The organism is Sphingomonas sp. 28-62-11 (assembly GCF_002278865.1).
GTDB lineage: Bacteria > Pseudomonadota > Alphaproteobacteria > Sphingomonadales > Sphingomonadaceae > Sphingomonas.
Genome location: NZ_NCGB01000005.1, coordinates 61,743 through 82,818, shown reverse-complemented (window position 1 = coordinate 82,818; position 21,076 = coordinate 61,743). Strand labels below are relative to the sequence as shown.

20 protein-coding genes are annotated in these 21,076 nt (G+C 63.0%); 13 read left to right on the top strand and 7 right to left on the bottom strand.

Going from position 1 to position 21,076, the window contains the following annotated elements:
* Together B7Y49_RS02765 and groES are read right to left on the bottom strand one after the other, a co-directional pair.
* The coding region (locus B7Y49_RS02765; RefSeq protein WP_374126038.1) for a TCP-1/cpn60 chaperonin family protein at positions 1–423 on the bottom strand (423 nt) is incomplete at its 3' end.
* 137 nt (positions 424–560) lie between these two features.
* Positions 561–848 (bottom strand): co-chaperone GroES, encoded by a 288-nt coding sequence (gene groES, locus B7Y49_RS02760; RefSeq protein ID WP_374126037.1) that lies wholly within the window; start codon positions 846–848, stop codon positions 561–563.
* Between the two features lie 269 nt (positions 849–1,117).
* Between groES and sppA the strand changes: the two genes are divergently transcribed.
* The 3 genes from sppA to B7Y49_RS02745 are packed head-to-tail and all read left to right on the top strand — an operon-like array spanning position 1,118 to position 4,226.
* On the top strand, positions 1,118–2,992 hold the full coding sequence (gene sppA, locus B7Y49_RS02755; RefSeq protein ID WP_374126036.1) for a signal peptide peptidase SppA: 1,875 nt from the start codon (positions 1,118–1,120) through the stop codon (positions 2,990–2,992).
* Positions 2,989–3,552 carry a GNAT family N-acetyltransferase gene (locus B7Y49_RS02750; RefSeq protein WP_374126035.1) on the top strand — a complete coding sequence of 188 codons (564 nt, stop codon included), beginning with the start codon at positions 2,989–2,991 and terminating at the stop codon, positions 3,550–3,552. The genes sppA and B7Y49_RS02750 overlap by 4 nt, the downstream gene beginning before the upstream one ends.
* A complete protein-coding gene (locus B7Y49_RS02745) occupies positions 3,552–4,226 on the top strand; it encodes a DUF2490 domain-containing protein (RefSeq protein WP_374126034.1) in 675 nt (224 codons plus the stop codon). The genes B7Y49_RS02750 and B7Y49_RS02745 overlap by 1 nt, the downstream gene beginning before the upstream one ends.
* Here the strand turns inward: B7Y49_RS02745 and B7Y49_RS02740 are convergent.
* Positions 4,223–4,873 carry a trimeric intracellular cation channel family protein gene (locus B7Y49_RS02740; protein ID WP_374126033.1) on the bottom strand — a complete coding sequence of 217 codons (651 nt, stop codon included), beginning with the start codon at positions 4,871–4,873 and terminating at the stop codon, positions 4,223–4,225. The genes B7Y49_RS02745 and B7Y49_RS02740 overlap by 4 nt on opposite strands.
* Before the next feature lie 717 nt (positions 4,874–5,590).
* Here B7Y49_RS02740 and B7Y49_RS02735 point away from each other — a divergent pair.
* Together B7Y49_RS02735 and B7Y49_RS02730 are read left to right on the top strand one after the other, a co-directional pair.
* The gene (locus B7Y49_RS02735) at positions 5,591–5,896 is read left to right on the top strand and encodes a hypothetical protein (protein ID WP_374126032.1); all 306 of its coding nucleotides are present in this window, start codon (positions 5,591–5,593) and stop codon (positions 5,894–5,896) included.
* Between the two features lie 169 nt (positions 5,897–6,065).
* Positions 6,066–6,653 carry a glycine zipper 2TM domain-containing protein gene (locus B7Y49_RS02730; RefSeq protein ID WP_374126031.1) on the top strand — a complete coding sequence of 196 codons (588 nt, stop codon included), beginning with the start codon at positions 6,066–6,068 and terminating at the stop codon, positions 6,651–6,653.
* Positions 6,654–6,732: 79 nt separating this feature from the next.
* On the opposite strand, the gene B7Y49_RS02725 is transcribed toward B7Y49_RS02730, so the two are convergent.
* On the bottom strand, positions 6,733–6,954 hold the full coding sequence (locus tag B7Y49_RS02725; protein ID WP_374126030.1) for a hypothetical protein: 222 nt from the start codon (positions 6,952–6,954) through the stop codon (positions 6,733–6,735).
* Between the two features lie 146 nt (positions 6,955–7,100).
* On the opposite strand from B7Y49_RS02725, the gene B7Y49_RS02720 reads away from it, so the two are divergent.
* Genes B7Y49_RS02720 through B7Y49_RS02710 form a run of 3 tightly spaced genes read left to right on the top strand, consistent with a single transcriptional unit; the run spans position 7,101 to position 9,420 of the window.
* Complete coding sequence (locus B7Y49_RS02720) at positions 7,101–7,868, top strand: hypothetical protein (RefSeq protein ID WP_374126029.1); 768 nt, start codon at positions 7,101–7,103, stop codon at positions 7,866–7,868.
* 56 nt (positions 7,869–7,924) lie between these two features.
* Positions 7,925–8,299: a fluoride efflux transporter CrcB gene (crcB, locus tag B7Y49_RS02715; RefSeq protein ID WP_374126028.1), complete on the top strand. Its 375-nt coding sequence runs from the start codon at positions 7,925–7,927 to the stop codon at positions 8,297–8,299.
* A complete protein-coding gene (locus B7Y49_RS02710; protein ID WP_374126027.1) occupies positions 8,296–9,420 on the top strand; it encodes an RluA family pseudouridine synthase in 1,125 nt (374 codons plus the stop codon). Before crcB ends, B7Y49_RS02710 begins: the two co-directional genes overlap by 4 nt.
* A gap of 181 nt (positions 9,421–9,601) precedes the next feature.
* Here B7Y49_RS02710 and B7Y49_RS02705 read toward each other — a convergent pair whose 3' ends face one another.
* Positions 9,602–10,138 (bottom strand): hypothetical protein, encoded by a 537-nt coding sequence (locus B7Y49_RS02705; RefSeq protein ID WP_374126026.1) that lies wholly within the window; start codon positions 10,136–10,138, stop codon positions 9,602–9,604.
* A 76-nt stretch (positions 10,139–10,214) separates the two neighbouring features.
* A complete protein-coding gene (locus tag B7Y49_RS02700; protein ID WP_374126025.1) occupies positions 10,215–11,165 on the bottom strand; it encodes a GNAT family N-acetyltransferase in 951 nt (316 codons plus the stop codon).
* A gap of 116 nt (positions 11,166–11,281) precedes the next feature.
* Here B7Y49_RS02700 and B7Y49_RS02695 point away from each other — a divergent pair, with 116 nt between their 5' ends.
* Positions 11,282–12,913 carry a DUF6311 domain-containing protein gene (locus tag B7Y49_RS02695; RefSeq protein ID WP_374126024.1) on the top strand — a complete coding sequence of 544 codons (1,632 nt, stop codon included), beginning with the start codon at positions 11,282–11,284 and terminating at the stop codon, positions 12,911–12,913.
* Here the strand turns inward: B7Y49_RS02695 and B7Y49_RS02690 are convergent.
* Positions 12,910–13,968 carry a mannose-1-phosphate guanylyltransferase gene (locus B7Y49_RS02690; RefSeq protein WP_374126023.1) on the bottom strand — a complete coding sequence of 353 codons (1,059 nt, stop codon included), beginning with the start codon at positions 13,966–13,968 and terminating at the stop codon, positions 12,910–12,912. The two genes, B7Y49_RS02695 and B7Y49_RS02690, sit on opposite strands and share 4 nt — an antisense overlap.
* Positions 13,969–14,148: 180 nt before the next feature.
* On the opposite strand from B7Y49_RS02690, the gene B7Y49_RS02685 reads away from it, so the two are divergent.
* From B7Y49_RS02685 to B7Y49_RS02670, 4 genes are read left to right on the top strand one after another with little or no spacing between them, the layout of a single operon-like run.
* Positions 14,149–15,537 carry a TIGR03013 family XrtA/PEP-CTERM system glycosyltransferase gene (locus B7Y49_RS02685; protein WP_374126022.1) on the top strand — a complete coding sequence of 463 codons (1,389 nt, stop codon included), beginning with the start codon at positions 14,149–14,151 and terminating at the stop codon, positions 15,535–15,537.
* A 1-nt stretch (position 15,538) separates the two neighbouring features.
* Entirely contained in the window at positions 15,539–17,611 is a 2,073-nt protein-coding gene (gene prsK, locus B7Y49_RS02680) for an XrtA/PEP-CTERM system histidine kinase PrsK (protein ID WP_374126021.1), read from the top strand.
* On the top strand, positions 17,608–18,960 hold the full coding sequence (gene prsR / locus B7Y49_RS02675; RefSeq protein ID WP_374126020.1) for a PEP-CTERM-box response regulator transcription factor: 1,353 nt from the start codon (positions 17,608–17,610) through the stop codon (positions 18,958–18,960). Before prsK ends, prsR begins: the two co-directional genes overlap by 4 nt.
* 31 nt (positions 18,961–18,991) lie before the next feature.
* Positions 18,992–20,998, top strand: coding sequence for a tetratricopeptide repeat protein (locus tag B7Y49_RS02670; RefSeq protein ID WP_374126019.1), 2,007 nt, complete (start codon positions 18,992–18,994; stop codon positions 20,996–20,998).
* Positions 20,999–21,076 lie beyond the last annotated feature (78 nt).

Here is a 21,076-nt window from a genome sequence, read left to right as displayed (position 1 = left end):
GGTGCCGGAAACGGGCTTGGAGCGCGCCTTCAGGTCCTTGACGACTTCGATGACCGCGAGGTCGATGCCGCGCTTCAGGTCCATCGGGTTCATGCCGGCGGCAACCGACTTCATGCCCTCACGAACGATCGCCTGGGCGAGCACGGTCGCGGTGGTGGTGCCATCACCGGCAACATCGTTGGTCTTGGAGGCGACTTCGCGCAGCATCTGCGCGCCCATGTTCTCGAACTTGTCCTTGAGTTCGATTTCCTTGGCGACGGTAACGCCGTCCTTGGTGATGCGGGGCGCACCGAAGCTCTTGTCGATCACGACGTTGCGGCCCTTTGGCCCCAGCGTGACCTTCACGGCATCGGCGAGAATGTCGACGCCGCGCAGAATGCGTTCACGTGCGTCACGCGAAAATTTTACGTCCTTGGCTGCCATGTGGCTACCCTTTCGAAAATGTGAAGTTGCGGAAGTTGCGGGTATCGAGCGGTTTTGCCGACGATGCCCAAGCGGTTGGTTTTAGCTAACAATCCCGAGCTCGTTGGCGTTAGCCAACAATCCCGAGCCCGTTGGTGTCAGCCAACAATCCCAAGAATGTCCGATTCCTTCATGATCAGCAGGTCTTCGCCGCCAACCTTGACCTCGGTGCCCGACCATTTGCCGAACAGGATCTTGTCGCCGGCCTTGACATCCAGCGGGGTGATCTTGCCGTCATCGGCGCGGGTGCCGGTGCCGACGGAGACGACTTCGCCTTCCTGCGGCTTTTCCTTGGCGGTTTCGGGGATGATGATGCCGCCAGCCGTTTTTTCTTCGGCTTCAACGCGGCGAACGAGAACGCGATCGTGCAAGGGACGAAAGTTCATGCGTTCGATCCTTTCCATAAGGTCAGAGTGAAATGGTCGTTAGCACTCACAGTTGGCGAGTGCCAGCACGGCGCATATGTGGTCGGCCGACAGATTCGTCAAGGCACTGCGCGCCGATGAAAACGCGAAAATGTAACCGTCCCAAGCCTGTATTGCCGGTGTAATACGGGTCATTTACTCAACGCTGCGCATAGGCTAGCGATATGCGGTCAAGCGGGGGTTATCCCCGTTCGGGTTACGCCATTCGGATCTAATTGGGAGCAAAAGCAGTGAAACTGGTGCGCGGAGCCTGGAAGCTGTTGGTCGGCATCAAGGACGGTCTGGTCCTGATTGCGATGCTGTTGTTCTTTGGCGTGTTGTTCGCCGGGCTTTCATCGCGGCCGAACGCCGGCGGGATCAAGGATGGCGCGCTGCTGCTCGATCTGGCTGGCGTCATCGTCGAGCAGCCTGCCGATCCCGAATTCAATTTCGGTGGCGATAGTGGCCCTCGTGAAATCCGGCTTCGCGATCTGGTCCGCGTGATCGATGCCGCCAAGGACGACAAGCGCGTCAAGGCGATCGTGCTCGATCTTGATAGTTTTGCTGGCGGGTATCCCGCCGCAGTCAGCGAAGTCGCCGCCGCGCTCGGCCGGGTGCGCAGCAGCGGCAAGCCCGTGCTTGCTTATGCAACCGGCTATACCGATTCGGGCTATCGTCTGGCGGCGAATGCCAGCGAGATCTGGATGAACCCGATGGGCGGCACGCTGTTCACCGGCCCCGGCGGCTCGCAGCTTTATTACAAGGGGCTGATCGATAAGCTGGGCGTGAACGTTCACGTCTACCGCGTCGGCAAGTTCAAGTCGTTTGTCGAACCCTATACCCGTACCGATCAGTCGCCCGAAGCGCGCGCCGCAAGCGAAGCGCTGTACGGATCGCTGCTGACCGACTGGAAGGACGCCGTCGGCAAGGCGCGGCCAAAGGCGCAGTCTGCGCAGTTCCTGGCAACGCCGGGCGCGCTGGTGGCTGCCACCAAGGGCGATATCGCCGCTGCCAATATGAAGGCTGGACTGATCGATAAGCTGGGTGATCGTGCCGCCTTCACCGCCCGCGTGATCGAAATTGCGGGCAAGAAGACCGGCAAGGGCGCACCGACATTCGCCACGATCCGCTACGACGATTATGTAAAGGCAAATCCGCTGTCCAAGACGGGCGACGCGATCGGCGTGATCACCGTCGCGGGTGACATCGTCGACGGCAAAGCGGGTGCAGGCACCGCAGGCGGCGCGACGATCTCCAAGCTGGTGCTCGATGGTCTGGCCAAGAAGACGCTAAAGGCGCTGGTTGTCCGCGTCGATTCGCCGGGTGGCTCGGCACTGGCGTCTGAAACGATCCGGCAGGCTGTACTTGAGGCCAAGGCGCAGAAACTTCCTGTCGTCATCTCGATGGGTTCGGTGGCGGCTTCGGGCGGCTATTGGGTAGCAACGGCGGGCGATGTGATTTTTGCTGAACCGAATACGATCACCGGATCGATCGGCATTTTCGGGATCATCCCGACCTTTGAGAAGAGCCTGAGCAAGCTTGGCATCACCGCAGACGGTGTGAAAAGCAGCCCCCTTAGCGGCCAGCCCGATGTGTTTGCCGGCACCAATGCGGAGGTCGATTCGATCCTGCAGTCCGGCATCGAGCACGGCTATGCCCAGTTCCTGTCCCGCGTCGCATCTGCCCGCAAAATGTCCGTCGAAAAGGTCGACAGTATCGCGCAGGGCCGCGTGTGGGACGGCGGCACCGCGCGCCAGATCGGTCTGGTCGACCGGTTCGGCACGCTGCAGGACGCGATCGACGAAGCGGCGCGCCGCGCCAAGCTCGATCCGAAAAAGGTTCATGCCGAGTATCTCGAGAAGAAGCCGGGTTGGTTCGCCAAGTTTGCCGGGGATTTCTCGCGCAAGGATGAAGAAGAAGAAGCCGATCAGGCGGGCGACGCCTTTGCCCGGATCGCGCGGGATCGTCGTGCGGTATTCGCGCAGGCGCTGGGCGACATGCAGCGTTTGGTGCGCGGCGGTTCGGTGCAGGCGCGCTGCCTCGAATGCGGCGGGCTCGCGCCGGCCGCACCGGGCCGTGATGATGTGCGGCTGATGGACATCGTACTGGCGCGCCTCGGCCTGTGATCGCCATCCGCGCGGCGACGCCCGACGATGCGGCGGCGATTGCGGCAATCTATGCGCCATTTGTGCTGAGCGGCACGGTGTCGTTTGAAACCGATGCACCCGATACCCGCCAGATGCGCACGCGGATGGCGGCATCGGGCGGACTTTACCCCTGGCTGGTCGCCACCAATGGCGATCCCGAAGGCGGCGGCGTGCTCGCTTATGCCTATGCCAGCCAGTTCCGTGATCGGCCTGCCTATCGCTATGTCGTCGAGACATCGATCTATGTCGCGGGCGCTGTGCAGGGGCAGGGCGCCGGGCGGCTGCTGTATGAGGCGCTGATCGACACGTTGCGCGTCCAGGGCTTCACCCAGGCGATCGGCGCAATCGCGCTGCCCAATGATGGATCAATCCGGCTGCACGAGGCGGTCGGGTTCCGTCGCGCCGGGGTGTACCGTGAGGTCGGCTACAAGCAGGGCCAGTGGATCGATGTCGGCTTCTGGCAATGTGAGCTGAACGAACCGAGCGTGCCGCCAGTGGAACCACGGCCGTTCAGCGAGGTGGGGCTGGTACGGGCCTGATGAAAACGATCGTCCGGTTGGTGGTGCCGACTTTGGTGGCGCTCGCCGCCGTACCCGTTCAAGCACAGGATGACGGCCAGGCTTGGGCGCAGGCGCTCGCGCAGGGATCGATCAAGGGCGATCTGATTTTCTGGGCGGAGGGTCAGACCCGGTTTACCGACGCCACTCGCGGTACGCAGATCATCATCCGCCCGGCCATTGGCCTGCGACTGGCGCGCGATACGACAGCGCACCTCGGCTATGCATTCGTCCGGACTGATCCCGCCAATGGTGCGGCAACCAACGAACATCGGGTTTGGGAACAGCTGAGCTTTCCCATCGTGCGCAATGGGCGTGGGTTGTACGTCTGGGGCCGGTCGCGGATCGAGCAACGGATGATTGAAGGGCGACGTGACACGGGTTGGCGACTACGCCAATTCGTCCGAGCGCAAATGTCGCTGCAGCGCGGCGGCAAGGTATCGGGCGTGATCTTCGCTGAGGGATTTTACGCCGCCAACAGCACGGATTGGGGTGCCCGCGCCGGGGTGGACCAAGTTCGCACCTTTGTCGGCCTATCCATACCGTTGAGCAAGCAGGTCAACCTCGAGCCAGGTTACCTCAACCAGACGATCTTTCGGCGGGGCCCCGATCGAACCAACCATGCCGCGAGCATCAATTTGTTGGCCCGGCTTTAGCCCTTGGTGCCCGGCGAACGATAGGCCGGCAGCGCCAGTTTCCAGCTGATCGCGGCTGCGCGCAACGAAAAACCTGCGCCTGCCGCGATGATCGCGGCAATCGTGCCGGGCGTGCCGATCGTGACGAGGGCAACATACAACCCCGCCGCGAGCGCCGCCGCCGTCACGTAAATCTCCGGCCGCATGATGATCGACGGTTCGCCCGCCAGCACATCGCGGATGATGCCGCCGACGCAGGCCGTGACCACGCCCATCAGCGCGGCGGGGACGAGCGGGATGCCGTAATCAAGCGCCTTTGCCGCGCCGAACACCGCATAGGCAGCCAGCCCGACTGCATCGAACCAGTCGAGCGCCGATCCCTGCCACCAGCGCACCGGCGTGATCCAGATCAGCATCGCCACGATGAGGCAAGCGGCGGCGACGCGGCTGTCGCTCACCCAGAATACTGGCGCACCGATCAGCAAGTCGCGCACCGTGCCGCCGCCCACCCCGGTGACAAGCGCGAAGAAGCACGCGGTGACGATCGTTTGCTCACGTTTTGCCGCAGCAAGTGCGCCGGTAGCCGCGAACAGCGAAATCGCAACAACATCCAGCCACGGCGCAATCGCCGGGAGTACAGTGGTGGCGGTGGGGATGATTGGCGACATGGTGCTGGCTTAGCGGATCGTGGGCAAGTCGCGAAGACACTCCTCTCCGCCACACTGGCATGGGCCGCGCCCAAAAACGAAAATGGGGGCCGGCATTCCTGCCGACCCCCGGTCGCCGGACTTCGATCCGCTTAGGGTTCCTTTCGGTTCCCCCGCGCCTTCTGGTTTCGGCGGCATGCTCAGCCGGTGCCGCGGGGGGCATCAGGCGTCGCGCTTTCGGTTGCTCCCCGTCGGTTTGGTGCGCGCTCTTGCGAACCCGCGCCCAACCGACAGCTTGCATCCTGCCCCGTTTCACCCTTTCGAGTTTCCCGAGACATTCGGTTGCCGGCCCAGCGTTCAGCACGTTGCCCGCTTGCGCGTGCCCGCCGCCTCCACCGATCGACATCCCACCTGGTTTCCCCACGGTTTCCTTTCGGCACCTGCGCGAAATCCCGGCCTAAGAAGCTGATCTTGCTGCAGTTTCCTGCGTTGTGACCCGCTGCTTACAGTCATGATGCTGTCATCAAATCCGAGTCGCACCAAGCGTGATTCGATGGAGCCGGCCTGTGGATAACGTGGATATCGTGCATGGTTTTGCACCGTCCGGCGCAACTCCCCCACGACACGGCGAACATGAACCGATTGTTGTTTTCAGTTCATGAAACTCGTTTCACTATCGCAGCGTTACACCCACAGAATTTGATGACGCCAAGCCAACCAAATTAGGGAGTTTATTCGATGCGCAAGTTTTTGATGGCACTGACCGCAGTCTCGCTCGTCGTTCCGGTCGCGACGGTTTCGTTTCCCACCCAGGCCGAAGCCCGCAAGAAGACCTATAAGCTGCGCGTCTACACGCGTAACGGCAAGACCTATTGCCGTCGCTCGGATGGCACGACGGGCCTGATCGCCGGTGGCGTGGGCGGTGCCGTGGTTGGTAACGCAATTGGCGGCGGGCTGCTCGGCACGGTTGCCGGTGGCGTCGGCGGCGCGTTCGCTGGCCGGGCAATCGATCGCTCGATCACCGCGAAGAAGCGCTGCCGCTAAACAATCGGCACAGCAATGAAAAGGGCGCGGTGCGAACTGCGCCCTTTTTGCCGTGTAATTTCATTATCTTATCTTTCGATTGCATGAACGTGTCGTCATTTTCTGTTCACGCAACTTGCGTATCCCCTGTTCGTTGTAGTGGCAGTTCAACGGAAAAAGGAATGAACCAATGCGTTTCACTATGTTGGCCGCCGCCATTGCTGCCGTGATGGTCCCGGGGGTCTCGGCCTCTGCCCAGACCCCGGCGCAGACCCAGCGCGAGTATAATCGTGACGTGCGCGATGCCCGCCAGGAATATCGTGACGACCTGCGCAACGCCGATTCGCGTCGTGATGTGCGCGATGCCCGGCAGGACTATCGCGAGGACGTTCGCGATGCTCGGCAAGATGCCCGCCAAGACCAGCGTCAGTTCCAGAATCGCAACCAGCGCGATTGGCGCCAGTATCGGAACTATGATTATAATCGTCTGCCACGTGGCCAGCGCGCTTATTATGCGGATCAATATTATCGCGATGGCAGCTATTATCAGCCGCGCCGCCTGACGCGGAACGACCGGATCTATCGTGGCCGCGATAATCGCTACTATTGCCGCCGTTCGGATGGGACCACCGGCCTGATCATCGGTGGCATCTCGGGCGCCGTGATCGGTAACTCGATTGCTGGTGGCGGTTCGCGGACGCTCGGCGCGCTGCTCGGTGGTACGGCCGGTGCGTTGCTCGGCCAGTCGGTCGATCGCGGTCGGGTTGTTTGCCGCTAACCGTCAGGCATCACCAAATGAAAAAGGGCCCGGCAGCAATGCCGGGCCCTTTTTTCGTGTACGTCGTTTCAGACGACGATCAGATGAAGCCGCCGCCGATGAACAGGCGGAAACCGCCGAACACCAGCACCAGGATATTCAGGTTCCGCCCGGCCTTGCTGTCCGACATCAAGCCGAGCGCGGTGCCGATCACCGCGATCGGCAAGGCAATCCAGTTGAGCCAGCCGAACAACGGCACCAGCCCTACAAGCGCGATGACAAAGGCCACAAGGCCGACGAGCAGAGAGAGGACATTAAGCATGATCCCAAAATAGGTAACTGTATTACTGATGTCAAGCACCTCGATGAGCGGGGTAGTGCCAAACCAGCGTCTCCGAACGCTTCCTTAACCGTTTTTCGGCCATGGCGTGCGGTGGTTCGATCGGGAACCCGCTCGGGAGCGTTTTCATGGGTCGTCGCGGCAGTCATGCCCTTGCCATCTTCTGTTTGCCGCTGGCGCTCGCCGCCTGCGCGCAGGCGAATGATGCCGATGCCAATCTCGATTCGCTCGATGCCGAACTCGCCGATGGCAACAGCACCGGCAATCTGCGCGATCCAGCCCTGATGAGCGCGCTGCAAGACCAGATCATGGTTGATCCTGCGCTGGTCGGCCAAGCCAATTATGATGCCATCCGCCCCCCGGCACAGCCCTATTCGGCGCAGGTGCCGCCCGACATGACGTCGGCGGGCAGGGCCCCTACGGATATGAGCAGCAGCGAAGCGCTGAAATCGGCACCAGCCCCGGTGCGGGGACAGGCCTGTACCCAGTGCAGCGCGGCGCGCGAAGCGCTCACCCTTGGCGGTCTTGTCGAACGTCAAGCCAATCGCGGCGCACGCGCCTGTGCCGGCGCAATCAGCTATTCGACACGTTGGGCACAGCGCTTGCCCGCAGCGGTGCCCCTTTATCCCGATGCCCGCGTGCGTGAAGCAGCGGGAACCGAGGCGGGTTCATGCGCGCTTCGTGTCGTCAGCTTCGCAAGCGCCGCGCCAGTGCAGAGGGTGCTCGACTGGTATTACACCCGAGTCAGCAAGGCCGGCTATTCGGCCGAGCATCAGGCCGAGGGTGACGAGCATGTCCTTGCCGGGACGCAGGGCAATGCCGCTTATGCGGTGTTCGCCACCGCCCGCGCCGATGGCGGTACGGACGTCGATCTGGTGGCCAATAACGGCAAGTAAGCGCCGCCAATTGGCGCACGGGTTCTCTTTGTGGCGTATTCGCGCTAACGCGCGGCATGATTTCTCTTTCACTTGTGATGTTGGGCGGGGCGCTGGGCGCTGCCGCGCGCTACCTTGTCGGCCAGGCGATGCTCGGCTGGCTGGGCTCGAATTACCCCTGGGGGACGCTGGCGGTGAACCTGATCGGCGGGCTCGCGATGGGCGTGCTGGTCGGGATGCTTGCGCGAATGGTGTCGGGCGAGCAGGCGCGGCTGTTCCTGGCGGTCGGTGTGTTGGGCGGGTTCACCACCTTTTCGGCTTTTTCGCTTGAACTCGTGACGATGCTCGAACGCGGCGCGATGCTGACGGCGCTGGGTTATGCGCTCGCGTCCGTGATTGGCGCGGTGCTGGCGCTGTTCGCTGGCCTGGCGATGACGCGGGGGCTGGCATGAGCGATACCCCCAAAACTGGCGTCGGCAGCCACGGCGATGTCCGCCAGTTCACCGTGTCGGCGGAGGATGACGGCATCCGGCTCGATCGCTGGTTCAAGCGCCATCTTGAGGCGACCAGCTATACCACCGTCGCCAAATGGGCACGTACCGGGCAGCTGCGGATCGATGGCGCGCGCGCGACGCCGGGTGCTCGGCTGGCAGCGGGACAGGTGCTGCGTGTGCCACCCGCCGAACCCGTTCGCACGGACGCACCCAAAGTCGCGGCCCGCACGCGCACGCCGCTGACGCCCGACGAGGAAGCGTTCATCCAAGAACTGGTGATCCACAAAGATTCTCAGGCGATCGTCATCAACAAGCCCCCCGGTCTTGCGACACAGGGCGGCACCAAGACTACCGAGCATGTCGATGGCCTGCTCGACGGACTGACCTTCGACAGCGAGGGGCGGCCAAAGCTGGTCCACCGGCTCGATAAGGATACGAGCGGCGCCCTGCTGGTGGCGCGCAACGCGCGCGCCGCGGGGCATTTCGCCAAGGCCTTTTCCAGCCGGACAGCGCGCAAAGTCTATTGGGCGCTGATCGTCGGCGTACCGGATATTTTCGACGGGATGATCGAATTGCCGATCGGCAAACAGCCGGGGTCGGGCGGCGAAAAAATGCATGTCGATGAGGAAAATGGCAGCCCGGCGCGGACCCGTTACCGCGTGATCGAACGCGCGGGTAATCGCGCCGCCTGGGTCGAGCTGCAGCCCTTTACCGGGCGCACGCATCAGTTGCGGGTGCATTTAAACGCGATTGGTCACCCGATCGTGGGTGACGGCAAATATGGCGGGGCGGCATCGTTCCTGACGGGCGGGGTCAGCCGCAAAATGCACCTGCACGCGCGCCGCATCCGCATCGATCATCCCGATGGCGGGCAAATCGACGTGACCGCAGAACTGCCGGCGCATTTTGCCGAAAGCCTGAAATTGCTGGGCTTCGATGAAAAGCTCGGCAATGCGATGCCGATGGACGAGGTGAAGTTCAGCGAAACCGCCGAAGGCAAACGCCGCGCCGCCGCCGCCATCGCCAAATCCCGTCGGCAGGAACGCAAAGGCGAACGGCGCGGCCGCCAGCGAGGCTAGTCGACTGCAAGATGATGGCATTTTAGTTGATCAACTCTCACGCCCGTTCGGGCTGAGCGAAGTCGAAGCCCTCGCGCAGCGCTTGCCCCCTTCGACCGCCTGCCAAGGCAGGCGCTCAGGACAGGCTTCGAATTCGCTCAGGGCGAACGGGGATGATGTTTCCGATTCTATTCAGCGTGCCTTAGTCCCGATTGTCCTGCGGTAGTTCGGGCCGATCGGCGACGGCGGCGGGCCGGGGGGCGGCGGTGCCGCGGCAGCCCTTGGCACGGCCAAGCCCTTTCAGATAGCCGCGACGAACTGACCCGGCATAAACGGCGGCTTCGGCGCGGCGCTGGGCCTTATCGGCGCCGGTGATCACACGGACCAGGCCAAGGCCGGGAATGAAGCTGCTCACCACGCCGCGCGCGGCCGCGGCGGCGACGGCCGATCCTTCGCCCTTTTTCTGGGCAGGCGCATCGACATCGGGACCAAGCACGGCGTTCAGCCGGTTCACTTCGCGCGTAATCATGGCGCAATTCTGGGTATTGGCGGATGAATAAGGGGCCGAAGCCGCCAGCAACAGCACATCGGGGATCTTGTCTTCCTTGATCCGCGTGTCGCGCAGTGGCTGGCTCGCAGCGCGGCCGACCGAGTTGTCGTTCTGCTGCTGCGGGTTGGCGGCGATGGTGACGCTGCTGCTCAGCGCCAGGGTTGCACACAGGATCGCACCAAGACGCACATTATCTCTCCCAAAAGCCATATCGTGCCCAACGCCTGTAACGCGGCTCAGTTGCACTGTCGAAACGGGTTTGGGCTTAGCCTCCAAGTTTTTGGGGATGATAGCGCATCGCGACATCGCACCGGGCATAGCGCGCCCCAAAATCGCGCATGATTGCCGTGTCATGCCGAAAGCCCAGTTTTTCGTACAGGTGGATAGCTGGCGCACAAATCGCGTTGGTGAGCAGGTACAGCGTCTCGACTTGCATGGCGGTCGCCCGATCGATCACGGCCCGGAGCAGGAATTCGCCCACCTTGCGGCCCTGCGCGCGGCTGCGCACCCCCATCTTGGTCAATTCGAACTGGCGTTCGCCGGTTTTCTGCAGCGCACAGGCGCCAACAATGCCCAGCCCCGCAGCCTCGACGAACAGAATCACACCGCCGGGATCAATGATTCTGGCGCGCGGATTTTCCAGCACCTCGCGGTCGGTATCTTCCAGCCGGAACATGCTGGTGATCCATTCGGCGTTGATATCGTGAAAATCTCGCGCCAACGCATCGCTGAACTCGCGGATGACCAATCCGTTGCCACGCGCCGACAGCGGGGCTTCTCCAAGTGCGGTCTCGATTGCGGAGACCTGATCGAGCAACGGTCCGGTCAATCCGTCGCAAAGCGCCGCCACGGCTGATTCGACGCGGGGCCACACATCGCGCTTTGCCGTCGCCATCGCCGCTTCGCCCTGCGGCGTCAGCGAAACCGTCTTGTGGCGCTGATCACGCCCGATTCGGGCAATCGTCACCAGATCGAGTGCAGCCAGCCGGGGCAGCATGCGCGTGATCGCCGGCTGGCTGATGCCGACGGCATCGACCAGCTGGCCGATCGTCATCGGCCCCGAATGATCGAGCGCGGCAAGCAAAGGGAACTGGCCGGGTTGGATCGGCAGGCCGGACTCCGCGATGATCGACGCAACATCGCCCTGCAGTCGCTCAGCGAGCCGCTTCAGGCGGCTTCCGAGAAACAGTCCGCCATGCGCCGCCAACACGTCCATCGATCGACTCCTGCCAATTACATAGCTAGGTATATATCTAGTTATGATTATCGCAAGACTATGCGCGGGCATGAAATGTTAACCTGATATCATCTCCTGATTGCTAGGCGTTTCCGGTGTTTGCGCCCATCGCCCGTGGCCTGTCGTTGATCGCCCTCGCCCTGTTGGCGTTCGCGGCCTGGGTGCATGTCGCGATCCTCGATCCAACCAATGTCGGCTGGCTACTGCGCGGGCAGGATATCGGGCAGTCAGCGCTGGGATTGGCCGCGTATCTACGCGTCGGCGCCTGGCCGAGCACGCATCAGGCGATGCTCGGTGCACCTGACGGCGCGACGTTACTATTTACGGACAGCAATCCGCTGCTGGGGTTGCTGTTGCGCCCGTTTGCAGCGTGGTTGCCGCCGGAAATCCAGCTGATCGGGCTTTGGCTGCTCGCATGCCTGATGCTGCATGTTCTGTTCGCATGGCTGCTGGTGCGGCGGACGGCACCTGACTTCCTGTCGGCGTGGCTGGGTACGGCGTTGCTGACGATGCTGCCTGCCCTGTTCAACCGAATTGGCCACGTCAACCTATGTGCCCATTGGCTGATCCTGTGGGCGCTGTGGATCTTCATTGATCCGCGTCGCGCCCGATCACCGCTGTGGTGGGCAGCGGTGCTGGGGGTGGCGGCGCTGGTGCATGTCTATTTGCTGCTGATGGTCGCGGTGATCTGGGCGAGTGCGGTGCTGGCCGCGCTGGTCGGGCGTGAGGGGGTAGGTTGGCGGCTGTTGCCGGGCCACGTGCTTGTCATGATGATGATTGTCGGGCTGGTGGCCCTAAATGGCGGCTTTGCTGGACCGTTCGAATCGACGGGCAGTTATGGCGCGTTCCCCATGGCGATTGATGCGCTGGTGAACCCCGCCAACCCTTCCTACACCGCGCTTCTCCCCTCGACAGCTGAAACAAATGGCCAGGGTTTCGAAGGCTTCCAATATCTGGGTGCCGGGCTGCTGGCGCTGGTCACGGCCGCGATAGCGATCCTCGGGGTCTATCGCGCACCTGTTATCGGCCAATCAACGTTGCGGCGACTGTTGTGGCTGGTGCCCGGCTTTGTCGTGCTGACGCTGCTTGCGATGTCAACGCACATCACCTTTCAGGGCCAGGTGGTCGCCCGAATCCCGCTCGATCAGCGGATGATCGATGGGCTCGATCCGATCCGGGCGAGCGGCAGGCTGTTCTGGCCGATTGCCTATGCGATGGTCTTTGCAGCGATCCTGGTGGTGCATCGCCTGAGCACGAGACGGGCAGCGCTGCTGCTGGCGGCGGCGCTGGCACTACAGGTGATGGACATCGCCCCGCTGCTCGCGGCGACGCGCAGCGTGACTGAAGGGGCGCAGGACCGCACCGTCTATCGTCGCACGCCGGATTCGCGCTGGGACGCGCTGGTCGCACAGGCCGCGCAGATCGATTTCCATCCGACAAGCCATGTGCAGGATCTGCAATTGCTCCAGGAGCTCAGCTGGCGGGCGATGCACGCGTGCCGATCGACCAATCGCACCTATGTCGCACGCGAATCGCGCCGCAGCCGTGCCCGACTGGCATCGGAATCGACGATGCTGGCGGCGGGAAAGGTGGAGCCGACGCACCTCTACATCCTGTCCGAAGGCGCTATCGTTCACCCCGCGCTACAACCGCGTATTCGGCGCTTAGACGGGGTTGCAATCCTGCCCGCGACCCGGTCGGGTAAGCCAATCAACGGCTGTCGTTAGTCGTTCTTCATGAGCGCAAGCAGTTGCTTCACCTCTTGTGATCGACCGCGTGGGACGATCAGCACGTCATTGCCGCTGGCCACCACGATCAGATTGTCCATGCCGACCATTGCGATCCGAATGCCATCGGTGCGCACAAGGCTGTTCGTCGTATCCAGTGTCACGACATCGCCTTGGCAGGCATTGCCGTTGATATCGCAATCGCTGAGCGCGTGGAGCGCATCCCAGCTGCCCACATCGCTCCATCCCATATTGACGGGCACCACGGCGACGCGGTCGGCCTTTTCCATCACGGCATAGTCAATAGACTCGGCCGGGGAGGCGGCGAACGCATCGGGATCGGGGATGATGCGGTTGCCGTTCCGTGCGGCCAGTGCCATCGCCTGTTCGGCGGCGGCCAGCATCGCGGGTTCGAATGTCGCCAATGCCGCCAGATAAGCGTCGGCGCGAAAAAGGAAAATGCCGCCATTCCAATAATGATCACCCGCCGCCAGCATCGCCTCTGCGCGGTCGATTGGTGGTTTTTCGACAAAATGCGCGACCTGATGCACCCCGGACACAATTTCTGCGCCCGATTTGATCCAGCCATAACCCGTTTCGGGCGCGTGCGGATCAATGCCGAACGTCATCAGCCACCCATCGCGCACTAAAGGCAGGGCACGGGTGATGGCATCATGAAACGCAGCGACATCGTCGATCACGTGATCTGAAGGCATCACCAGCAGCGGCGCGTCGCCGGACCCTGCCGCGATTGCCGCCAGTGCAATCGCAGGGGCTGTGTTCCGGCCAATCGTCTCGAGGATAATCGCTTGGGGCGACACAGCGACATTGCGAAGCTGTGCCTCGACGATGTCGCCGTGCAAGGCATTGGAAACGATAATGGGGGCGGCAAACTGGTCGGCATCGTGGGTGCGCTTTGCCGTCAGCTGAATCATGGTGTGATCGGATGTCAGGGGCAACATCTGCTTGGGCATTTCGGGCCGCGACATCGGCCAAAGTCGTGACCCGGCACCGCCCGAAAGGATGACAGGTACGATGCGCGCTTGATCAGACATCAACTTTTCCCATGCCATTTGCGATAGCTCGACCGATCACAGAGTCAAACTGCCCGTCCGTTCAAACGGTCTGGTACGAAAAGCGCTGCATCGAACCGCCGGCGATGCGACAAAAATCCGTGAGCAATCTGGCGGGCATGTCGGAATTGTTTACACTTCCCGAGGTAGAACGCGCGGGCCATGATCAAATTGTTCAAGCATTATGTCCCCAACGCGGTGCTGCTGCTCGCGATTCTGGATCTCATCCTGCTGTTCGTTGCCGGCGAGCTTGGCTGGATGTTCCGGATGGGGCAGCTCGATCGCGCGGTCGAGCCGATCGTCACGCGCCTTCCCCAGCTAACCTGCTTTGCCTTTACACTACATGTCGCCATGATGGCGGTAGGGGTTTACGGGGCCGATGCGCTGCAATCGCTGCGCTTTGCCACGGCACGCCTGATCGTGGCAGTGTCCCTTGGCGTCATTTTGCAAAGCGCCATCTTCTATCTGGTGCCAGCGCTCGATTTCTGGCGATCGAATCTACTGTACGGGATGGGGTTGGCGCTCGTCAGCCTGGTCCTGCTGCGCATTCTGCTTGGCAAGACATTGGGCAGTCAGGCGTTCAAGCGCCGGATCGTTGTGCTCGGCGCGGGATTGCGCGCGCAACGACTGAAAACCATGGCGCAAACGCCCGGCGCGGCGTTCGTTGTCGTCGGCTACGTCTCGATGAGCGAGGCGAACCGCGTCATTCCAGAGGCGATTGCGCGCGACGCGATCTATAATCTTGCCGATCATGTTGTGCTGCTCAACGCGAGCGAAGTGGTGCTCGCACTAGAGGAACGGCGCAACGCGCTGCCGCTAAAGGATTTGCTGCGGATCAAGACCACCGGCGTCCATGTCAACGAAATCTCGACCTTTCTCGAACGTGAAACGGGCCGCGTCGATCTCGACAGCGTCAATCCCAGTTGGCTGATCTTTTCGGATGGCTTCTCGTCGGGCCGAATGCTGTCGGGCGTTTTCAAGCGGCTGTTCGATATCGCCGCCAGCCTGATCCTGATCGTGCTGACGGCACCGTTGGTCATCGTCACGGCGGTCGCCATCAAGCTCGAAAGCAAGGGTCCGGTATTGTACCGCCAGCGCCGGGTCGGCCTGTACAATGTCGGCTTTGATATCGTGAAACTTCGCTCGATGCGCGTCGATGCAGAGGTGAACGGCAAGGCCGTGTGGGCGGAAAAGGATGATCCGCGCATCACCCGCATTGGCCGCATCATCCGCAAGCTGCGGATTGACGAACTGCCCCAGGCGTGGAGCGTGCTGAAGGGCGAGATGAGCTTTGTCGGCCCGCGCCCCGAACGCCCGCAATTCGTCGACGATCTCGAACAGCACCTGCCCTATTATGCCGAACGGCACATGGTGAAGCCGGGCATCACGGGCTGGGCGCAGATCAACTATCCCTACGGCGCGTCGATCGAGGACAGCCGCCAGAAGCTCGAATATGATCTGTATTACGCCAAGAATTACTCGCCCTTTCTCGATCTGCTGATCCTGTTGCAAACGATCCGTGTGGTGCTGTGGCCCGAAGGGGCCCGCTAGCATGATGATCGCCACGTTGATCCTTTGGGCGCACGCCATGGCTGCTTTGGTGTTCGGGGTGCTCGCGCTGTCGCAAGTACGCCGTGCCGGCACGGCGATGCCGCGCATGGCGTTTCTGGTCGCGCTCGCCCTGACCGCCTTCTGGGCGCTGGCGATTGCCGGTATCGGCGTTGGTGATCCGATGAGCTGGATCGCCGAGTCCGCGCGCAATATGGCGTGGATCGTTTTCATGGGCGCCCTTGTCCGGCGGGATCGCGGCGCGGCTTCGGGCGGCGCCGTGGCCGTCATCTACGCGATGGTCGGCATCGTCGTCATTGTCGGGTGCGGGCTTTCCGTCCTGTCGGCGGCGCTCCCAAATTCGCCGGATCATCTCGCGATCGAGCAGGTCGCGGTGATCATGCGGATGCTTGTTGCGGTCGCGGCGTTGGTGCTGGTCGATCATCTCTACAAGGCTGTCGCACCGGCTGCGCGGGGCGGTATCCGGCTCGCCGTCGCCGCGCTGGCGCTGATGTGGGGGCTGGATCTCGGGCTCTATCTGCTCGCCTATATCGATGGCGCCCAAGCACAGGTGCTCACCTTGGTCCGCGGTATGGCGATGGTCTTGATCGCGCCGCTTTTCGCCCTGGCCGCGCACCGCAACGGGGATTGGTCGCTGCAACTGTCGCGCACGATTGCCTATCAGTCGATCTCGCTCGGTGGGTTCGCGCTTTATGCGGTCGGCATGGCGCTGGCGACGAGTGCGCTGGGGACGGTCGGCGGGGGTTATGGGCGCATTCTGCAAACAGCCTTCGTGGTTGGATCAACCACCGCGCTCGTCACGATCGTATCGAGCCCTTGGCTACGTGCCTGGATCAAGGTGAAGCTCGCCAAGCATTTCTTCACCCACCGTTATGATTATCGCGCCGAATGGCTGCGCTTTACGGACACGCTCGGCAAGCCGGGCGATGGAGCGGCACCGCTCGACGAACGCATTGTAAAGGCCGTGGCAGACCTGACCGATTCGCCAGGCGGCTTGCTGCTGGTGCCCGATGGTTCAGGCCTGGGGCAAGGCGCGGTGTGGAACTGGGAGTTGGCGGCCGCACCGTCGCAAAGCGGTGAAGCGATGCTGGCGCGCTATCTGGAGGCGACTGGCCGGATCATCGAACTCGATAGCGTGCGCGCCGATACCGCCGATCAGGCGGAGATCAACACCGTGCCGATCTGGATGCTCGATCGCGCCGATGCCTGGGTGCTGGTGCCGCTGGTTCATTTCGGCAAGCTGACCGGCGCGATCCTGCTCGCGCGCCCGCCGATCGATCGGCGGCCCGACTGGGAGGATCTCGATCTGCTCCGCATCGCGGGGCGGCAGGTGGCGAGCTATCTGGCTGAGGCACGGGCACATGAGGCGCTGTCGGATGCGCAGCGTTTCGACGAGTTCAACCGTCGCTTTGCCTTCATCATGCACGACATCAAGAACATCGTCAGCCAGCTAAGCCTGGTCGCACGCAACGCCGAACGTCACGCTGACAACCCCGATTTTCGCGCTGATATGGTCGCGACATTGCAGGATTCGGCAGCGCGCATGAACGATCTGCTCGCGCGGCTATCGCAACACCATACCGGGCGTCCCGATGCGTTGGGGCCGGTGGAGATCGTGCCGCTGATCGAGCACGTTGTTGCATTGCGCCGCACGCAGCACCCGATTGCGACCGCAGGGCTGCGCGATGCGATCGCCGTGGCTGATCCGGTTCGTGTCGAACAGCTGCTCGGTCACCTGCTCCAAAACGCGATCGAGGCGAGCCCGGTCGATGACCCGATCATCGTGATGGTCGGGCGCGCGGACAATGCGATCACGATTGATGTGGTCGATCACGGCGCGGGGATGAGCCCGGCGTTCATCCGCGACAAATTGTTCAAGCCTTTTGTATCGTCCAAAGCGGGCGGGTTCGGGCTGGGTGCTTTCGAGGCGCGACAGCTTGCCGAAGCGATGGGCGGGCGGGTCGAAGCATTTAGCCGCGAGGGTGAGGGCACTCGTTTTCGCATTACGCTGCCCGCGGCCCTGGCAGGCACAAACCGGATCGGGCAGGCCGCATGAACGACCTCCGCAAATTGTTGATCGTCGAGGATGATCCGGGCCTGCAGCGCCAGCTGCGCTGGGCGTATGAAGGCTATCAGGTATTTGTCGCGAGCGACCGAGGGGAGGCGATGGCGCTGCTGCGCGCTGAGGCACCCGACGTCGTGACGCTCGATCTGGGCCTGCCGCCCGATCCCGACGGCGTGACCGAGGGGTTCGCAACGCTCGATGCGATCCTGTCGTTGAAGCCCGATACCAAGGTGGTTGTCGCCTCCGGCCACGGCGCGCGCGAAAGTGCGCTGCGGGCGATTGAGCACGGTGCGTGGGATTTTTACCAGAAGCCGATCGACATCGATCAGCTGGGCCTGATCGTCTCGCGCGCTTTCCACGTTCATGCGCTTGAAGCGGAAAACCGGCGGCTTGCCGAAAGCTTGACTGGCAATGCGGCATTGGGAGGCATGATTACGGCCGCACCCGAAATGATGAAGGTGACGCGCACGATCGAGCGGGTTGCGCCTGCCGATGTCTCGGTCATGCTGCTCGGCGCCAGCGGCACCGGCAAGGAATTGCTGGCGCGCGGGCTGCACGAGGCAAGCGGACGCAACAAGGGCGCTTTCATTGCGATCAACTGCGCGGCGATTCCAGAAACGCTGCTCGAAAGCGAATTGTTCGGGCATGAAAAGGGCGCATTCACGGGCGCGGTCAAAACCACCGAGGGCAAGATCGAGCAGGCGCAGGGCGGCACGCTGTTTCTTGATGAAGTTGGCGATATTCCGCTGCCATTGCAGGTGAAGCTGCTGCGTTTTCTGCAGGAACGCGTGATCGAGCGGATCGGCGGGCGCAAGCCGATCGCGGTCGATACGCGGATCGTGTGCGCGACGCATCAGGATGTCGACGCGATGATCGCCGATGGCCGGTTCCGTGATGATCTCTACTACCGCCTGGCGGAAATCGTTGTGCGCATCCCCTCGCTCGCCGAGCGGACGGGTGATGCCGGGCTGCTCGCGCGGCATTTCCTGAAGAAATACGCCAAAGCGATGAACTCGAGTGTGACGAGCCTTGCGCCTGATGCGCGCGCTGCGATCGACGCCTGGGGCTGGCCCGGCAATGTCCGCGAGCTCGAAAACCGCATGAAGCGCGCGGTGATCATGGCGGAAGGCAAGGCGATTACCGCGGCCGATCTCGATCTGGCAGGCGATGCGGAGCCCGAGCCACTGAACCTGAAAGCAGTGCGCGAAACGGCAGACCGTGCTGCGATCCGGCATGCTTTGGCGCGCGCGGAAGGTAACATCTCGAATACCGCCAAGCTGCTCGGGGTCAGCCGCCCGACGCTGTATGATCTGCTGAAGTCCTATGATCTTCATGTTTGACCCCCGGCGCTTTGGGCTGACGGCACTCGCGATGGCAGCATCGCTGCTGGCATTGACCGCGCTCTACTCCCCCGCCCGTGCCGATGGCGCGACGGCGCGGCAGGAACTCGCGCTGAGCCTTGGATTGCTCAACCAGAACCAAGCGACGGCGGCGCGCAGCCATGCATTGAAGGCGGTCAATGCCGATCCGGGCTGGGGCCTTGCCCATGCCGTGCTTGCGCGCACCTATCTGGCGCTTGGCGAGGGCGCAGCGGCAGAGGGCGAGCTTGGCCGTGCGCGCGATGCCGGGTTCGATATGGCGCGTACACATCAGCTTTATGCCCATGCCTGGCTGCTGCAGGGTGATACGAAACGCGCGCTTGTCGAGGTTGACCGGGCACAGCCGCGCTACCGGCTCTATGCACTCCGCATCGGTGCACGGGCGCTGGCGGCGCAGGGCAAGCTGCCCGAGGCGCAGCGGCTGCTCGCAAAGATTCTCGAGGCGACCGACGGCGCGGATGACCTCGCCTGGACCGATCTGGGCCGGGTGCGCCAGCAATCGAGCGATATCGCCGGTGCTATTGCCGCCGCCGATCGGGCGCTGGCGATCGACAAGGGCAATGTCGACGCGCTGGTGCTGCGCGGCGAACTGGTACGCGGGCAATATGGGTTGATTGCCGCGCTCCCGTGGTTCGAAACCGCGCTGCGGGTCGATCCGTGGCGGCACGATGCACTCATCCAATATGCAGCGACGCTTGGCGATGCCGGGCGCTACACCGCAATGCTGGGGGCGACGCGGCAGGCGCTGGCCGCTCGGCCGGGAAGCCCGCAGGCATTTTACCTGCAAGCGGTGATGGCCGCGCGGGCGGAGAATGACGATCTGGCGCGCAGCCTGCTCCAGCGCACCAATGGCGCGCTGGTCGGCCAGCCCGGACCGCTGCTTTTGGGCGGGATGCTCGATTATCGGGCGGGGGCCTATCAACAGGCGATTGACCAATGGCGCGGGCTGCTGAGCCTGCAGCCCATGAACCTCGACGCGCGGCGATTGCTGGGCGCGGCATTGCTCAAATCCGGCGATGCGCCGGGGGCGCTGGCGGTGCTGCGCGCGATTGCGGTGCGCGGCGATGCCGATAGTTATGTGCTTGGGCTGGCGGGGCAGGCATTCGAAACCACGAACGAACGCGATTGGGCCGCGCGGCTGCTCGATCGCGCAGCGATCCCCGCGCGGGATGAGACAAACCCGTTCGGCAGCGATGTGCCGCTTGCCGCAGCAGCGGGTGCGCTTGATCAGCGCCCCGACGATCCGGTGCTTGCGGTCACTTATGTGCGTGGGCTGATCGACAGCGGGCGATTGGGTCCGGCATTAGCGGAAGCGCAACGGCTCGTGCGGCAGGCACCCGGGGCACCGCAGGCCCATTTGCTTGTCGGCGACATCCTGCTGCAGATGCGGCGTCCGCGCGATGCCGCCGCTGCCTATGCACGCGCGGCCAATCTGCGGTTCGATGAAGCGACGATGCTGCGTGTGGTCGATGCCTATGATCGCGCCGGTGATCGGCGCAAGGCAGCGGTGGTGCTGGCGCTGTTTCAGGCGCAGAACCCGATGAACGTCGCGGCCCTTCGGCTCACCGCGCACTGGCAGATCGCAGCGGGTGAATGGGATGCGGCGATTGACGGGCTTGAGGGGCTCCGCGCCCGGCTTGGCAATCGCGATGCAACTTTGCTCGCCGAACTCGCTTATGCCTATGCCGGGAACGGCGAGCTTGATGCAGCTCGCCTGTACGGCGCTGCGGCCTATCGACTGGCTCCCTTAAACCCCGCCGCAACCGACGCCTTTGGCTGGGCGCTTCATCAGGCAGGCGAGAATGAAGCGGCGCTGGAGCTGATGCGCAAAGCCGTATCGATCGCGCCCTGGCATAGCGGGCTGCGCTGGCACATTGCGCAGGTGAAGGCAGAACTGGGCCAGGACGCAGGCGCGCGCGCTGACATTGCGCAGGTGCTCGCCGATCCGCGCTTTACCGATCGCGCGGCGGCAACTGCACTATTGGCCGCGTTGCGCTAGACAGCAAAATTGGGGCCATTCGGAACAATAGAGCATCGTTATCGATTGACTTGTTCGTCGATTATCTTCCCAAGCGAG

Excerpts from the sequence above, each read along its gene's own strand:
- groES (WP_374126037.1), bottom strand. The coding sequence starts at position 848 with ATGAACTTTCGTCCCTTGCACGATCGCGTTCTCGTTCGCCGCGTTGAA.
- B7Y49_RS02745 (WP_374126034.1), top strand. The coding sequence starts at position 3,552 with ATGAAAACGATCGTCCGGTTGGTGGTGCCGACTTTGGTGGCGCTCGCC.
- B7Y49_RS02740 (WP_374126033.1), bottom strand. The coding sequence starts at position 4,873 with ATGTCGCCAATCATCCCCACCGCCACCACTGTACTCCCGGCGATTGCG.
- B7Y49_RS02735 (WP_374126032.1), top strand. The coding sequence starts at position 5,591 with ATGCGCAAGTTTTTGATGGCACTGACCGCAGTCTCGCTCGTCGTTCCG.
- B7Y49_RS02730 (WP_374126031.1), top strand. The coding sequence starts at position 6,066 with ATGCGTTTCACTATGTTGGCCGCCGCCATTGCTGCCGTGATGGTCCCG.
- B7Y49_RS02725 (WP_374126030.1), bottom strand. The coding sequence starts at position 6,954 with ATGCTTAATGTCCTCTCTCTGCTCGTCGGCCTTGTGGCCTTTGTCATC.
- B7Y49_RS02720 (WP_374126029.1), top strand. The coding sequence starts at position 7,101 with ATGGGTCGTCGCGGCAGTCATGCCCTTGCCATCTTCTGTTTGCCGCTG.
- crcB (WP_374126028.1), top strand. The coding sequence starts at position 7,925 with ATGATTTCTCTTTCACTTGTGATGTTGGGCGGGGCGCTGGGCGCTGCC.
- B7Y49_RS02710 (WP_374126027.1), top strand. The coding sequence starts at position 8,296 with ATGAGCGATACCCCCAAAACTGGCGTCGGCAGCCACGGCGATGTCCGC.
- B7Y49_RS02700 (WP_374126025.1), bottom strand. The coding sequence starts at position 11,165 with ATGGACGTGTTGGCGGCGCATGGCGGACTGTTTCTCGGAAGCCGCCTG.
- B7Y49_RS02690 (WP_374126023.1), bottom strand. The coding sequence starts at position 13,968 with ATGTCTGATCAAGCGCGCATCGTACCTGTCATCCTTTCGGGCGGTGCC.
- B7Y49_RS02685 (WP_374126022.1), top strand. The coding sequence starts at position 14,149 with ATGATCAAATTGTTCAAGCATTATGTCCCCAACGCGGTGCTGCTGCTC.
- prsK (WP_374126021.1), top strand. The coding sequence starts at position 15,539 with ATGATGATCGCCACGTTGATCCTTTGGGCGCACGCCATGGCTGCTTTG.
- prsR (WP_374126020.1), top strand. The coding sequence starts at position 17,608 with ATGAACGACCTCCGCAAATTGTTGATCGTCGAGGATGATCCGGGCCTG.
- B7Y49_RS02670 (WP_374126019.1), top strand. The coding sequence starts at position 18,992 with ATGGCAGCATCGCTGCTGGCATTGACCGCGCTCTACTCCCCCGCCCGT.